The sequence below is a fragment of the Nocardia fusca NBRC 14340 genome (assembly GCF_001618425.1).
GTDB classification, from domain to species: domain Bacteria; phylum Actinomycetota; class Actinomycetes; order Mycobacteriales; family Mycobacteriaceae; genus Nocardia; species Nocardia fusca.
In genome coordinates this window covers 1-12,732 of sequence record NZ_BDCU01000028.1, presented here as the reverse complement: position 1 = coordinate 12,732, position 12,732 = coordinate 1, and the positions used below count along the sequence as shown (strand labels likewise).

Annotated in this window: 17 protein-coding genes; 5 read left to right on the top strand and 12 right to left on the bottom strand. The window is 67.8% G+C overall.

Annotated features, from left to right (window positions below):
* Window positions 1-5: 5 nt before the first annotated feature.
* The 6 genes from NF4_RS17170 to rpmB all read right to left on the bottom strand — a co-directional run bounded on the left by NF4_RS17170 (window position 6) and on the right by rpmB (window position 1,992).
* On the bottom strand, window positions 6-215 hold the full coding sequence (locus tag NF4_RS17170; RefSeq protein WP_157120395.1) for a hypothetical protein: 210 nt from the start codon (window positions 213-215) through the stop codon (window positions 6-8).
* A 199-nt stretch (window positions 216-414) separates the two neighbouring features.
* Entirely contained in the window at window positions 415-879 is a 465-nt protein-coding gene (locus NF4_RS17165) for a hypothetical protein (RefSeq protein WP_063128346.1), read from the bottom strand.
* 105 nt (window positions 880-984) lie between these two features.
* Complete coding sequence (gene rpsR / locus NF4_RS17160) at window positions 985-1,239, bottom strand: 30S ribosomal protein S18 (protein WP_030522354.1); 255 nt, start codon at window positions 1,237-1,239, stop codon at window positions 985-987.
* A 32-nt stretch (window positions 1,240-1,271) separates the two neighbouring features.
* Window positions 1,272-1,577 carry a 30S ribosomal protein S14 gene (gene rpsN, locus NF4_RS17155; RefSeq protein ID WP_063128345.1) on the bottom strand — a complete coding sequence of 102 codons (306 nt, stop codon included), beginning with the start codon at window positions 1,575-1,577 and terminating at the stop codon, window positions 1,272-1,274.
* Window positions 1,577-1,747 (bottom strand): 50S ribosomal protein L33, encoded by a 171-nt coding sequence (gene rpmG / locus NF4_RS17150; protein WP_063128344.1) that lies wholly within the window; start codon window positions 1,745-1,747, stop codon window positions 1,577-1,579. Before rpmG ends, rpsN begins: the two co-directional genes overlap by 1 nt.
* An 8-nt stretch (window positions 1,748-1,755) precedes the next feature.
* Window positions 1,756-1,992, bottom strand: a complete 237-nt coding sequence (gene rpmB, locus NF4_RS17145; protein WP_030522351.1) for a 50S ribosomal protein L28 — start codon at window positions 1,990-1,992, stop codon at window positions 1,756-1,758.
* Between the two features lie 108 nt (window positions 1,993-2,100).
* Here rpmB and mrf point away from each other — a divergent pair, with 108 nt between their 5' ends.
* The 3 genes from mrf to rpmF are packed head-to-tail and all read left to right on the top strand — an operon-like array spanning window position 2,101 to window position 3,894.
* Complete coding sequence (gene mrf / locus NF4_RS17140) at window positions 2,101-3,450, top strand: ribosome hibernation factor-recruiting GTPase MRF (RefSeq protein WP_232330523.1); 1,350 nt, start codon at window positions 2,101-2,103, stop codon at window positions 3,448-3,450.
* Entirely contained in the window at window positions 3,450-3,719 is a 270-nt protein-coding gene (locus NF4_RS17135) for a type B 50S ribosomal protein L31 (protein ID WP_063128343.1), read from the top strand. Before mrf ends, NF4_RS17135 begins: the two co-directional genes overlap by 1 nt.
* A gap of 1 nt (window position 3,720) precedes the next feature.
* Window positions 3,721-3,894 carry a 50S ribosomal protein L32 gene (rpmF, locus tag NF4_RS17130; protein WP_063128342.1) on the top strand — a complete coding sequence of 58 codons (174 nt, stop codon included), beginning with the start codon at window positions 3,721-3,723 and terminating at the stop codon, window positions 3,892-3,894.
* Window positions 3,895-4,130: 236 nt separating this feature from the next.
* Here the strand turns inward: rpmF and NF4_RS17125 are convergent, their stop codons facing one another.
* The 6 genes from NF4_RS17125 to NF4_RS17100 all read right to left on the bottom strand — a co-directional run bounded on the left by NF4_RS17125 (window position 4,131) and on the right by NF4_RS17100 (window position 9,742).
* Window positions 4,131-4,517, bottom strand: coding sequence for a hypothetical protein (locus tag NF4_RS17125; RefSeq protein WP_157120392.1), 387 nt, complete (start codon window positions 4,515-4,517; stop codon window positions 4,131-4,133).
* A complete protein-coding gene (locus tag NF4_RS17120; RefSeq protein WP_063814616.1) occupies window positions 4,514-5,425 on the bottom strand; it encodes an MHYT domain-containing protein in 912 nt (303 codons plus the stop codon). The genes NF4_RS17125 and NF4_RS17120 overlap by 4 nt, the downstream gene beginning before the upstream one ends.
* The gene (locus tag NF4_RS17115; RefSeq protein ID WP_039826747.1) at window positions 5,418-5,975 is read right to left on the bottom strand and encodes a GTP-binding protein; all 558 of its coding nucleotides are present in this window, start codon (window positions 5,973-5,975) and stop codon (window positions 5,418-5,420) included. Before NF4_RS17115 ends, NF4_RS17120 begins: the two co-directional genes overlap by 8 nt.
* Before the next feature lie 55 nt (window positions 5,976-6,030).
* Window positions 6,031-6,345, bottom strand: a complete 315-nt coding sequence (locus NF4_RS39315; protein ID WP_063128372.1) for a DUF742 domain-containing protein — start codon at window positions 6,343-6,345, stop codon at window positions 6,031-6,033.
* Between the two features lie 200 nt (window positions 6,346-6,545).
* On the bottom strand, window positions 6,546-6,956 hold the full coding sequence (locus NF4_RS17105) for a roadblock/LC7 domain-containing protein (RefSeq protein WP_063061812.1): 411 nt from the start codon (window positions 6,954-6,956) through the stop codon (window positions 6,546-6,548).
* The gene (locus NF4_RS17100) at window positions 6,953-9,742 is read right to left on the bottom strand and encodes an ATP-binding protein (RefSeq protein ID WP_063128340.1); all 2,790 of its coding nucleotides are present in this window, start codon (window positions 9,740-9,742) and stop codon (window positions 6,953-6,955) included. The genes NF4_RS17105 and NF4_RS17100 overlap by 4 nt, the downstream gene beginning before the upstream one ends.
* Before the next feature lie 443 nt (window positions 9,743-10,185).
* On the opposite strand from NF4_RS17100, the gene NF4_RS17095 reads away from it, so the two are divergent.
* A complete protein-coding gene (locus NF4_RS17095) occupies window positions 10,186-10,872 on the top strand; it encodes a response regulator transcription factor (RefSeq protein WP_063128339.1) in 687 nt (228 codons plus the stop codon).
* 8 nt (window positions 10,873-10,880) lie between these two features.
* Window positions 10,881-12,398 (top strand): sensor histidine kinase, encoded by a 1,518-nt coding sequence (locus NF4_RS17090; RefSeq protein WP_084533189.1) that lies wholly within the window; start codon window positions 10,881-10,883, stop codon window positions 12,396-12,398.
* Window positions 12,399-12,732 lie beyond the last annotated feature (334 nt).

Sequence of the window (12,732 nt, the reverse complement as noted above, 5' to 3'; positions counted from 1 at the left end):
GCGGTTCAGTCGAGGCGGGGTGGAATGCACAGGGGTATCGGCATACACGGATCCGGCGTACCCGACAGCGGCTGGAAAAGTACGACCAAGAGTTCGGCCGAGCCGCCGGCGGGGCTGCCCGGTGCCTGTCCGACCGCGCCGGGAAGGGACGGTTCCAGCGGTAGGCCGGCGCCGGCGTCCGCTGTGGCCGCGCCGGCGACCGTTCCGAAGGCCATCGCGATCGCGATAGCGCATGATACGAGTGCTCGCTGCTGCATAGCCGCTGTTCCTCTATCGGTCGGTCACGTCGGCGTCCGAATTGCCGCTACAGCAAGGGTAGGAGAGCCGGGCCGGGGCAGACCACGATTACGAAGTCCCCTTGACGACACGACAGGTCTTTCCGCCTCGGCGATACGGCCGGTGGGCGGCAGCCGGTCAGGCCGCGCTGAGTACCCGGCGGTCGCCCAGCGGCGCGTCCAGCGGGATCTCCAGCGTGCCGAAAACAGCCATCATCACGCACATCTTGTCGACGGCGTCGGCGCGGGTGCCGGTGCGGAGTTCGACGGTGACCGCGCTGTCGTCCTCGGTGGCGGTCGCGTCCACGCCGTAGCATTCGGGCACGCCGGTTTCGAAGTGGATCGCGATCCGGTCCTCGGCCACCTTCGTCCACGAGGTGAATGGCACGGGATGGGCACCGACGATCGACGGGTCCGCGGTGAAGAGGTGGCCGGGGTCGGCCCCGGGGTCCTCGGTGGGAGTCGCGGGTGTATTCGCCGGGGCGGGCACGGAGGTCGGGGAGAGCCCGGGCTCCGGGTCGGCGGCGCCGTCGCTACCGCAGGCCGAGACCACGAGCGTGACGCCGAGAGCCAGAAGTGCCGTCCATCCCCGCAGTGTGACCATACGCACCACTGTAGTGGGACCGGCTCCTCGACCGCGGTGCGCCCGCAGAGCCCGCAGGCACCGGTGGTGAGGCGCCGGGCGTCCGGGGGAGAATTCGGTGCCGCGTCAGCGGCTGGTGAAGGGGAGCAGGGCCATTTCGCGCGCGTTCTTCACCGCGACCGCGACCTGGCGCTGCTGCTGCGGGGTCAGACCGGTGACCCGGCGGCTGCGGATCTTGCCGCGATCGGAGATGAAGGTGCGCAGCAGGTTCACATCCTTGTAGTCGACCGTCTCGATACCCGCGGCGATCAGCGGGTTCTTCTTGGGCCGGCGGGCCTGTTCGGCGCGGACCTTCTTCGACGGGCCTCGTTTGACTGCCATATGACCGGTTCCTAACTCACGAGATCGGTGGGTTACCAGCTCGATTTGTGCACACCGGGCAACTCTCCTCGATGCGCCATCTCGCGCACACGCACACGCGAAAGGCCGAACTTCCGGAGATAACCGCGCGGTCGCCCGTCGGCGGTGTCCCGATTGCGCAATCGTACCGGACTGGCGTCCCGGGGCAGTCGGCGCAGGGCTGCCTGGGCGGCCAGCCGCTCGTCTTCCGGCGTGGAGGGTTTACGGATCAGTTCTTTGAGTTCGGCCCGCTGTTCGGCGTAGCGGGCCACGACGGCGCGTCGCTCTTGGTTACGGGCGATCTTGGACTTCTTGGCCATCAGCGCTCCTCCCGGAAGTCGACGTGCCGGCGGATCACGGGATCGTATTTCCGCAGCACCATGCGGTCGGGGTCGTTCCGGCGGTTCTTACGGGTGACGTAGGTGTATCCGGTGCCCGCGGTGGAGCGGAGTTTGATCACCGGACGGATATCGGTCGATTTCGATGCCATCGGTGTGCTCAGATCCGCGTTCCGCGGGCGCGGAGGCGGGCCACCACGGCTTCGATCCCGTCCCGGTCGATGGTTTTGATGCCCTTGGCGGATACGTCGAGGGTGATCCGGCGGCCTTCGCTGGGCAGGTAGTAGGTCTTGCGCTGGATGTTGGGATCCCAGCGCCGACTGGTGCGTTTGTGCGAATGCGAGACGGCCTTGCCGAATCCGGGCTTGCGGCCGGTGACCTGACAGTGCGCCGACATGGGACTCCCTCCGACGTGAACGATGATGACAATCGTTTTCGACAACGATGGGTCCACACTGTAGCGTGTGGCGGGTCGTAATTGAAAATCATTACCGAAAGGGTAGTGGTGTCCCATTCCGCACAACTCCCAGAAGCCATCGAACCCGGGGATCACCGCACACCGGTCGTGGTGGTCGCCGGCCTGCACGGTGATCCGGCCGGTTCCGTCGACCTCATCGCGGACGCCCTCGGCGCGGCCGCGGGCACCGTCGTAGTACGTCACGATCTCGCCGAACTGGGGGAGGGAATCGTACGCCGCACCGTGTCCCACGGCGGCACGGCCACCGTCTCGGTGCACGAACTGGCGCACGGCTGCGTCTCATGCACCTTGAAGGCAGATCTGCTGCCACTGCTGTGCACGCTCGCGGCCCGCGATTCGGTGCGGCGGATCGTGCTCGCCCTGGACCCGGCCATCGAAGCGGAGTCGGTGTGCCAGGGGATCGGCGAGGTGGTCGTGGCCGGTGTCGTCGGCCGGGTGGACGGTCCCGCGGCGCGGGACGTCCGGATAGCCGCCGTGCTCACCGGTATCGACGCGCGCATCTGGCTCCCGGCGGCGACCGGTGACGAAGCGCTGGACGAACTCGGCTGGGCATGGGCCGACGACGAGCGCACCCTCGCCCAGCTGGCCGTCGGGCAGGTCGATTTCGCGGACGCCCTGGTGATCACCGGAAGCGACGCCGTGGACCCGCTGGAGCGGGCCCGGCTCGGGGCGGTGCTGTCCCGGTTGGTGCCGCTCGCCCCGGCGCTGTGGACGGGCCCGGACACCGCGGTGACCTCCGGAGCGGTCGAGGGACTGCTGGCCCGGATTCCGGCGGAGTCCCGGCGTGGACGGGTCTACGACGCGCATGCCCCGCTGCTGCGCGGTCAGCCCACGCTGGGGGCGGAATGCGGTGTGGAACTGGTGGAATTCGCCGCCGGACGGCCCTTCCACCCCGAGCGGCTGCACGAGGCGCTGGATGTGCTGTTCGAGGGTGTGGTCACCGCACGTGGGCGGATATGGCTGGCGACCCAGCCGGACGAGGTCGTGTGGCTGGAATCGGCCGGCGGAGGGCTCCGGATCGGCGGTGCCGGTCGCTGGCTGGCGGCGATGACCGAAGCCGAACGCGCGGAGGTCGAGCCGGAGCGGCTGGCCATGGCCCGGCTGCGCTGGGACGACCGGTTCGGCGACCGCGACAATTCGCTGGTCGTCCTGGTCCACGCGGCCGACCCGGACGAGATCCGGCAGGCCCTGGACCGGGCACTGGTCGATGATGCCGAACTGCGGCTGGTCGAGCGGGCCCCGCATCAGGTGGCCCGCTGGTCGGATCCCTTCGGGGAATGGCATACCGACCCCTGTGATCCGGACGAACCGTATCCGGCCGCCACCGGTGAGGGCCGGGGCGGCGACACGGGCGAGCGCGCCCGGAAGGAGAAGTGATGAAAGCCGATATCCATCCCGATTACCATCCCGTGGTCTTCGAGGACGCGAGTACCGGGGCCCGGTTCCTGACCCGTTCCACGGCCACCGGCGACCGGACCGTCACCTGGACCGACGGCAATACCTATCCGCTGCTGACGGTGGACGTCACCGCGGATTCGCACCCCTTCTGGACCGGCGCGCACCGTGTGCTCGACACCCAGGGCCGGGTGGAGAAATTCGAACGCAGATACGGCCGGCGTGCCGAGCGGACCCGGAAGGAGCACTGAGATGGCGGTACCGAAGCGGAGGATGTCGCGGTCCAATACCCGTAGCCGCCGGTCGAACTGGAAGGCCACCCCGCCGGATCTGGTTCCGGTCACGGTCGACGGTGTGGTGCATCGGGTGCCGCGGCGGCTGGTCGCGGCCGCCCGGCGCGGCCTGTTGGATCTGAAACGCCGGTGAATTGTCAGGCCCCCTAGATGCGAAAGGGTCGAGGCGACAATCGTATCCGAGTAAAAGTGGGGGCCGATGTAGCGCCGCTGGCAAACCTTCCGCAAGCATGATCATGGTATTCACCTAGAACGATGGCCTGCTGAGAGGTTGCGGGCCGAAGTCGGGTGCGGTACCGCTGTTTCGGAGGGATATGCGGTGAGTACCGGAAAAACTCGGCGGACTACTGCCTCACCGGTCCATACCGGTTATCCTCGTGCGTGAGGGCGGGTCTCCCAGAGATGGGAGACCCGCTCATCGCCACTTTGGAGGGCTTTCGCCCCCATCTCCCCGGGCAACTCCGCCTGCTGTCGCGAGTCGCATTCCGCCGCGAGCGCCTGTGCCATATCGCCCACCTGTCGCAAAAGCGCCAGGGCGAGCGCAGCCGGTAGCAGCAGCAGCGATACCGGCCACGGCAACTCCACTCGCTCCTGCTGGTCCGCCCGGTCCGCGAGATCGGCGAGCGTGGCTTCCATTTCGCTGATCTCGACCCGTAGTTCGGAGACTTCGGAGCGCAGACCGCGCACCTGCGCCCACAGCTCCCGCAGGAGCTTCTCCTGGTCGGACACCACGGTTTCGGTTTCCACCCGGATCAACGCGCCGGTTCCGGCAGCGGCTGAGCCCGCTGTGCGAGCGCTGCCGCCGCATTGGGCCGGGCGGCGGGCCGGATCTGCTCGTCCGCGGGAAACACACTGCCGTGACCGCCTGCCGGGCCGCCGGTCCCGGCCGCACCGGGCAACGTGGTGCGGGGAGTGTCGACGGGGCGCTCCGGCGCCACCAGAACCGCGGTGATCGGAACTGCCAGGGCCAGCAGGCCGATGACGAACATCGGGAAGGCGTAGCCGAACAGTTCCATGCCCTGCGCGGGTTCGGCATCGGGGTCGAAGCGGAATTCCAGGGCGGCGACACCGGTGAAATAGACGGCCGCCACGCCCGCACCGAACATCGCGATCGACCCGACCCGGGCCGCCGGGAAGCGGAACCGCTGGAAGAGGAACACACACAGCGAGGAAGCGGTCACCACGACGACGATCGCGACGACGAAGAGTCCGATGTTCACCGAGACCGAACCCTGGATATCGATCGAGATGAGCTGCAGCCACAGCATGATCCCGAACCCGAGACCGAGCCCGGCCGCCGCGTTCACCATGCGTTTGACCGCGAACTCGCGACCGGCGAGCATCAGCCCGAGGAAGACCGCGGCGACGGCGAACACCAGGGACAACGTCAGGTCCGAGATGTCGTAGCGCAGAATGTGGCCCGGGATGGATATGCCCAGCATCGAGACGGTGCTGGCCAGCCAGACCCCGATACCGCCGATGGATATCGCGGCGGCGGCCACCCATACCGGGCGGAACCGGACCGAACGGCGTCCGTTCACCGCGCAGGCCAGGCCCACGAACATCCCGACCGCCGACACCCCGAAGGTGAGCAGGGTGAGCCAGTAGCCCATGGTGAACAGATCGGCGGTCTCGACCGTTTCCGCGGCCAGCACCTCAACCATGCCGGGCGACTCCCTCGTATTCCTGAGCCTTCAAACGGTTGATCGCGTACTCGGTGACGGCGGCCAGCGCCTGCCGGACCTCTTTCGCGTCCCGGGCATCGATATCCACGATCGGCACGCCCTCGCGCACCGACAGCGCCTCGCGCAGTTCGGCCATCGCGAACCGCGGCGAGTTCGGGAACCGGTTGACCGCGATCAGGAACGGCAGATTGCGGGCCTCGAAGAAATCGACGGCCGCGAAACTGTCCTCCAGCCGGCGCGCGTCCACCAGCACCACCGCGCCGATGGCGCCGCGGATGAGGTCGTCCCACATGAACCAGAACCGGCGCTGGCCGGGCGTACCGAACAGGTACAGCGTCAGGTTGCCCGGCAGGATGATCCGGCCGAAATCCATTGCGACCGTGGTGGTCCGCTTGTCCGGGGTGTCGTCCAGATTGTCGACGCCGTCGGAGAAGCTGGTGACCATCGCTTCGGTGCGCAGCGGCACGATCTCCGAGACCGCGCCCACGAAAGTTGTTTTGCCCGCGCCGAATCCACCGGCGACGACGATCTTGGTCGACGCGACCCGGGTATCGGTCTCCGCCGCACCACCACCCTGGCTCTTGCTAAAGGGCTCGGAGTCCACGCAATGTCCTCTCCATCAGCGACCGGCGTTCGTCGTAACTCGCCTGCTCGGTCAAAGTCGAATGCACTCGCAGGTTGCCGTCCACGACGAGATCACCGATGACGACGCGGACCATACCGAGCGGGCGATCGAGATGCGCGGCGATTTCGGCAACCGACAGCTGGTGGGTTCCGAGCCGGAGGATCTCGGCTCGGATGTCACCGGACGGCCAATCGAATTGTGCATGATAGGAGATGGTTTCGATAACCGCCTCCATCGGCAGATCGATTGCGGGCTGGGTTCGGCCGGCGGTGATTGCGTACGGGCGGACACGTCCGGCCCGGCGCGGGCTGCTCGGCTGCGCAGGGGCGCTGAACCGATAGGCACCGGTGTTGTACTGCGAGGAACCGGGTCCGAAGTTCTGTGCGCCCGGACCGTAGTTCCGATCCGGGGAGCCGAATCCGGGTCCGCCGGTGTGTGGATCGGGCAAGCCTTGGCCGAATTGGGACATGGTGCTCAGACGGTGGATCGGGCGGTCGCGCTGACGACCGAACCCACGCGATCGACCAGCAGGGCCATCTCGTAGCCGATCCGGCCGATATCGTGCTGCTTGTTGGCGAGTACCGCGATATGCGAGCCGTTGCCGACGCTCATGACCAATAGGTAGCCGCGCTGCATCTCCACGATCGACTGCATCACCTTGCCGCCGTCGAACAATTGGGCCGCGCCGGTGGAGAGGCTGGCCAGACCGGCGGTCACCGCGGCCAGCTGTTCGGCCCGGTCCGCGGGCAGATGGGGGCTCACAGCTTGCAGCAGGCCGTCCGCGGAGACCAGGACGGCATGGGAGACACCCGGTACGTCCCGGGTGAATCTGGCGACCAGCCAGTTCAGGTTCTCGTCCGTGCTGCTCTTCGGGTCGTCGGTCATGCAAGCCCTCCGTCATTGTTCTGCGCGTCGGCCCGCCCACTGCGGACCCCGCTCAGGTGTCTGGTCAGATTGCTCCGGATCTCCGCGGGATCCCGGGGGGCCTCGTCTTCGACGGGGGTCAGCCCGCCGGGTACGAGCTGCGCACCCGGTCGGCGGATGGGGAGCCCGTTCGCGGTCTTGGAGTCCGAGCTCGGCTTGGCGGCGTCCTCCGCGGCCAGCCAGCCGATATCGGCGGGAGTGGTCCACTCCTGGCGCGGCTGGTCCTGAGTGGTAGCCGGCTCGACCAGCCATTCCGAGACCATACGCTGGTAGATCGGCGTGGGGGTTTCGCCGCCGACCGGCTGCAGCCGGGAGGAGGTGGTCGTGGCCGGCACCGGCTCGTCGCGGCGCGTCTCGGCGCGGCCGAACGGGTCGTCGTGGTCCATGCCCGGCCGCCGGATCGGCAAGCCGGAGCGGGCGGTGACCGCCGGCGGCTCCGGTTCGGACGACGGCCGATGTTCGGTGGTATCCGGTGTCTTGGTCTCGACCGGCGTCGGGAAGGACTGGGACTTGTAGGTTTCCGACCACAACCCGGTGGGCGAATCGTCGGCTTCCGGGGTTTCGGGGACCGGATCGAACGCCGAGAAGGTGTCCCGGGATCCGCTGCCGTTCGCCGTGTCCTTGCCGGGGGCCGCGGGACCGTGCGTGGACGGGCGGCGCTGCGGCAATCCGGTGGACGTGGTGCCGAAACTCGAGGTCACGGGGGCGGGGGTGAGCGGCCGCACCGCGGGGAGATCGGTCCGCGAGGTCCACGAATCCGAGGACGGCAGGTCGGGTACCGGGGTCAGCTGCCGCGGCGCCGGCGGCGGGGGGAGCTGTGGCAACTGCGAGGTGTGCTGGAGTTGCGGCGGGGCCGCGGACAGGTCGGCGGTGAGAACGTTCGAGTTGTCGGGCCCGGTATCGGGTGAGATCAGCAGACCCGGCAGATGCAGGCTGGCGGTGATACCCGGCTGCTGCGCCATGGTCGAGGTACGGCGCAGGCCGACGGTGATCTGATGCCGTTTGGCCAGCCGGCCGACGACGAAAAGGCCCATTCGGCGCGCGGTTTCGACATTGATCTCACCACCGGACGCCAGGCGCGCATTGGCGGCCTGCAGGTCCTCGTTGGCCATACCTAGTCCCCGGTCGGTGATCTCGATGAGGTAACCGCCGTCGACCGCGCGGGAGACGGTCACCGCCACCGGCGTATTGGGTGGGGAGTACCGCAGCGCATTGTCGATGACCTCCGCGAGCAGGTGTTCGATATCGACCGCGGGCTCACCGGCGACCACACCCTCGGGCACATGACCGATCTCGACCCGCTGATAGTCCTCGACCTGGGAAACCGCACTCCACAGCATATCCGAGAGCGGGACCGGGTCGAGCTGGCCGCGACGCAGCGCGGTACCGGCCAGTACGAGCAGGTTGTCACCATTGCGCCGCATTCGCGTGGCGAGATGGTCGAGCCGGAACAGGTTCTGCAGCCGCTTCGGATCGTCCTCGTCGTGCTCGAGTTCCTCGATGATGCCGAGCTGCTGTTCGACCAGCGACTGGCTGCGCCGGGAGAGGGTCTCGAACATGTTGCCGATCTGCACACGCAGACGTGCCTGGTCGGCGGCCAGATTGAGGGCCTGCTGGTGCATTTCGTCGACCGCCCGGGCGAGCTGGCCGATCTCCTCGGTGCCCTGGACGCCGACCGGTTCGATCTCCGGGGTCTCGGCGCCACCGCGGACCTGCTCGAGTTCCTCGGGAAGGCGCACATGGGCCACTTCCAGCGCGTCACGGCGCAGCCGGCGCACCGGGACGACCAGGGTCCGGGCGACCGCGAGCGCCAGGGTCAGACCGCCGAGCAGGGCGGCGATGAGCAGGGCGGTCTCGCGCAGCGCGCTGTTCTGGGCGGAAACCGTCGCATGGTGCAGTGCGCCGCCGATGGTGGCGATCAGCTGGTCGGTGGTGACCTGGTAGGCCTGGGAGCTGGTACCGAGGGATTTCAGCGCGGCGGGATCGGTCAGCGCGCCCTGGGTGCCCTGGCTGAAGATCGCCAGGCGGGTCTGCACCGCGTCCAGGAGCGGCCGCATATTGCCGGCCACATCCGGCATGATCTGGCCGTACTGGTGGATCATGGTGAGTTCGGCGCCACCGGAGGTGAGCACCCGGGCGCGCATGGCCGGATTGTCCTCGGCGGTGGGCGAACTGATCACCAGGCGCTGCGCGGTCAGCGACCGCCGTGCGTTCTGGATGGCGCTCACCTGCAGGAAGTAGCGCTGGATCGAGAGGTCCTCGACGGTGGGCGACTGCGCGAGCGCGTTACCGATCCGGACCGCGATCTCGTCGGCCTGGTCGCCCACCATGGCGGGCGATCCGTTGCTGAGACCGCTGCGCATGGTGCTGCCGATGGTGAGTGCCGAGGACAGTTCGCGGGAGACCTCCGGCCGGATCTGGTTGGAGTCCAGCGCTCGTTCCAGGGTTTCGTGCGCCGCGTCGAAACCGGCGAGGGCCGCGGAGGCCCGCGGATCGCGGTTGTCGGCCCAGCCGGCGGTCGCGGTGACCGCGAGGTGTTCGGCGGCGGCGTTGTATCCGACGATGGGCGCGATGATGCGGGACTGGTCGGTGGCGGCCTCGAGCTGTTCCAGGGTGCGCAGCTCGTTGTTGATCCGTAGCACCGCGAAGAGGGTGGCCAGGACGACCGGCAGGACCAGGACGATGCCGACCTTGCGGGTGACCGACCAGTTGGACAGGCTGAATTGCCACGGTCGCGGGGTTTCCATCCGCCTCTGTCGCCTCCGCATCACGATCGACCTCTTTTTGGCGCGTGGGCGTTTCAGTTATGATTCACTGCACACCGAACCAACCGGAGGTCTAGTTTTTACCGATCGGAACATACCGTGCATGTAAGCGGCGGGCAATCGGGACGTTCAGACGGTTATACCCCGAATAAAGCGGATGTGGAACAGGTTTCGTGGCATATCACAGGGTGGTAATGGATCGTCCGGTCGTCGGATGAAATCCCAGGTGAAGATGCCTTCGCGCGGGAGCGTCGAGAGTTCGTCTTCATTAGGCCGACCCTCCGGTACCTTCCCGCGAGGGGGAAGTTCCGCCCGATATTCGACCCGGATCCGGAAAATCCGTCCGGCGAAGCCGGTGGTCAGCGGACTCGCGGCGCGGCGGGCCCTCTCAGTAGCCTCTCAGTCGCTGCGGTCAAACTGGTGTTATGCGGATTCTGGTGGTCGACGACGATCGTGCCGTGCGGGAGTCACTGCGCCGGTCGCTGACCTTCAACGGGTACACCGTCGATCTGGCGGTTGACGGTATCGACGCATTGGAGAAGGCGACCGCCGAGCGCCCGGACGCGCTGGTACTCGATGTCATGATGCCACGACTGGACGGGCTCGAAGTGTGCCGGCGGCTGCGCAGTACCGGAGACGATCTGCCCATCCTGGTGCTGACCGCGCGCGATTCGGTATCCGAGCGAGTGGCGGGCCTCGATGCCGGCGCCGATGACTACCTGCCCAAACCGTTCGCGCTGGAAGAACTGCTGGCCCGGCTGCGTGCCCTGCTGCGCCGCCGTGCCCCGGACACCGGCGAGATCTCCGAGGCGATGCACTTCGCCGACCTCTCACTCGACCCGGTCACCCGGGAGGTTGCCCGCGGTTCGCGGTCCATCTCGCTCACCCGCACCGAGTTCTCCTTGCTCGAAATGCTCATGTCCAACCCGCGCCGGGTGCTGACCCGCGGCCGGATACTCGAGGAGGTATGGGGCTACGACTTCCCCACCTCCGGTAACGCTCTGGAGGTCTATATCGGCTATCTGCGCCGGAAAACCGAGGCCGACGGCGAACCCCGCCTCATCCATACCGTGCGCGGCGTCGGCTACGTCCTGCGTGAAACGCCTCCGTAGGCGCGGATATGGCACGCACCCCACGTTCCGCGGCGAAGAAGCATTCGGTCGCGCCGCTCGGCCGCCCCTGGCCGGACGAGCCGGCCCCCATGCGCCCCCCGACCCCGCTGACCCGCACCGTATCCCTGCGATGGCGGGTCACCCTGCTGGCCGCTTCGCTGGTGGCGATCTTCGTGGCGATCACCTCGATCGCCGCGTACGCCATGGTCGCCCGCGCCCTCTACGGTCAGGTCGACGCGCAGCTGCGGGCCCGCGCCGCCACCATGATCAGCGGCGATATCGACAGCATGGCCTTCCAGTCGCTGGGCGTGGCGACCCTGTTCTCCAACGATATCGGCGTCGCGCTGATCTATCCGCCCGCCGACCAGGAGTCCACCCAGCGCCCCGGCCTGCCTGCCTATATCCCGCCGCAGCCGACCACTCCGCCCATCGGTACCGAGGAGATCGCGGTGGCGCAGGGCACCCGCGATTCGTCGCTGCGCACATACAACAATCAGCGGGTGCTGGCCGAGCGCATGGATTCCGGCGTGACCCTGATCATCTCGCAACGCCTGGAACCGACCCGGGAGGTGCTGGACCGGCTCGCCTGGCTGCTGTTCGCGGTCGGCGCCTGCGGGGTCGTCCTCGCCGCCGGGGCCGGCACCACTGTCGGACGGACCGGGCTGCGTCCGATCGCCCGCCTGACCGCCGCCACCGAGCGGATCGCGCGCACCGACGACCTCACACCGATCCCGGTGACCGGTGACGACGAGCTCGCCCGGCTCACCGAAAGCTTCAACACCATGCTGCGCGCCCTGACCGAATCCCGGGACCGGCAGCGGCGGCTGGTCGCCGACGCCGGCCACGAACTACGCACCCCGCTGACCTCCTTGCGCACGAATATGGAGCTCCTCATCGCCTCGAGCCGCCCCGACGCGCCCGCCATTCCGGAGGAGGATATGGCCGAACTGCGCTCGGATGTGATGGCGCAGATCGAAGAGCTGTCCAACCTGGTCGGCGACCTGGTGGACCTGGCCCGCGAGGACGCCCCGGAAACGGTCTACGAGCGGGTCGATCTCGGGGAGGTGACCGAACGCGCACTGGAACGGGTCCGCCGGCGCGGCGCGTCCGATCTCGCCGCCGAATTACGCCCCTGGTTCGTGTACGGTCACGATGCCGCATTGGAACGCGCGATTCTCAATGTTCTCGACAACGCCGCCAAATGGAACCCGCCCGGCGAACAGGTCCGCGTACTGATGGCCGAGACCGGCCGCGGGCTTCTGGAATTATCGGTCGACGATGCCGGACCCGGAATTCCGCCGGGTGAACGCGAGCTGGTATTCGAGCGTTTCTATCGCACCACCGCCTCACGCTCCATGCCCGGTTCCGGGCTCGGCCTGGCAATTGTGAAACAGGTCGTGACCAAACACGGCGGCACTATTGCCATCGACACCTCCGAGCGCGGTGGCGCGCTCATCCGCATCGTGTTGCCGGGTGAAAACCCGCCCCCCGAGGAATATCGTCCGGAAAGCGGCGATAGCGAATAATTCGGGAGGGACGGAATTTTATCTGCTTATCCCGGCGGTGCCGGAAAATGCAGCAGAATGCGGGACGCCTGGAACAAGAACAGGGATGCGGGTGGATGGGTGACCGGCGATGCCGATGGCGGGTGTCGGTGTCCGGGGGAATGTGCCGCTCGGGGGAAGAGGGAGGCTGGGCATGCAGGTCGGGGGTGGGGCTTGCTGGTAATGGTGGGGTGGGCTTGCCGTGGAGGTCGGGGTGGGCTCGCTCGCGGAGTCGGGAGTGCACTTGCCTGCGCGGGTGTGGGGTGGGTTTGCTCGTGAAGGCGAAGGGAGTGGGCTTGCTCGTGAAGGTGCTGTG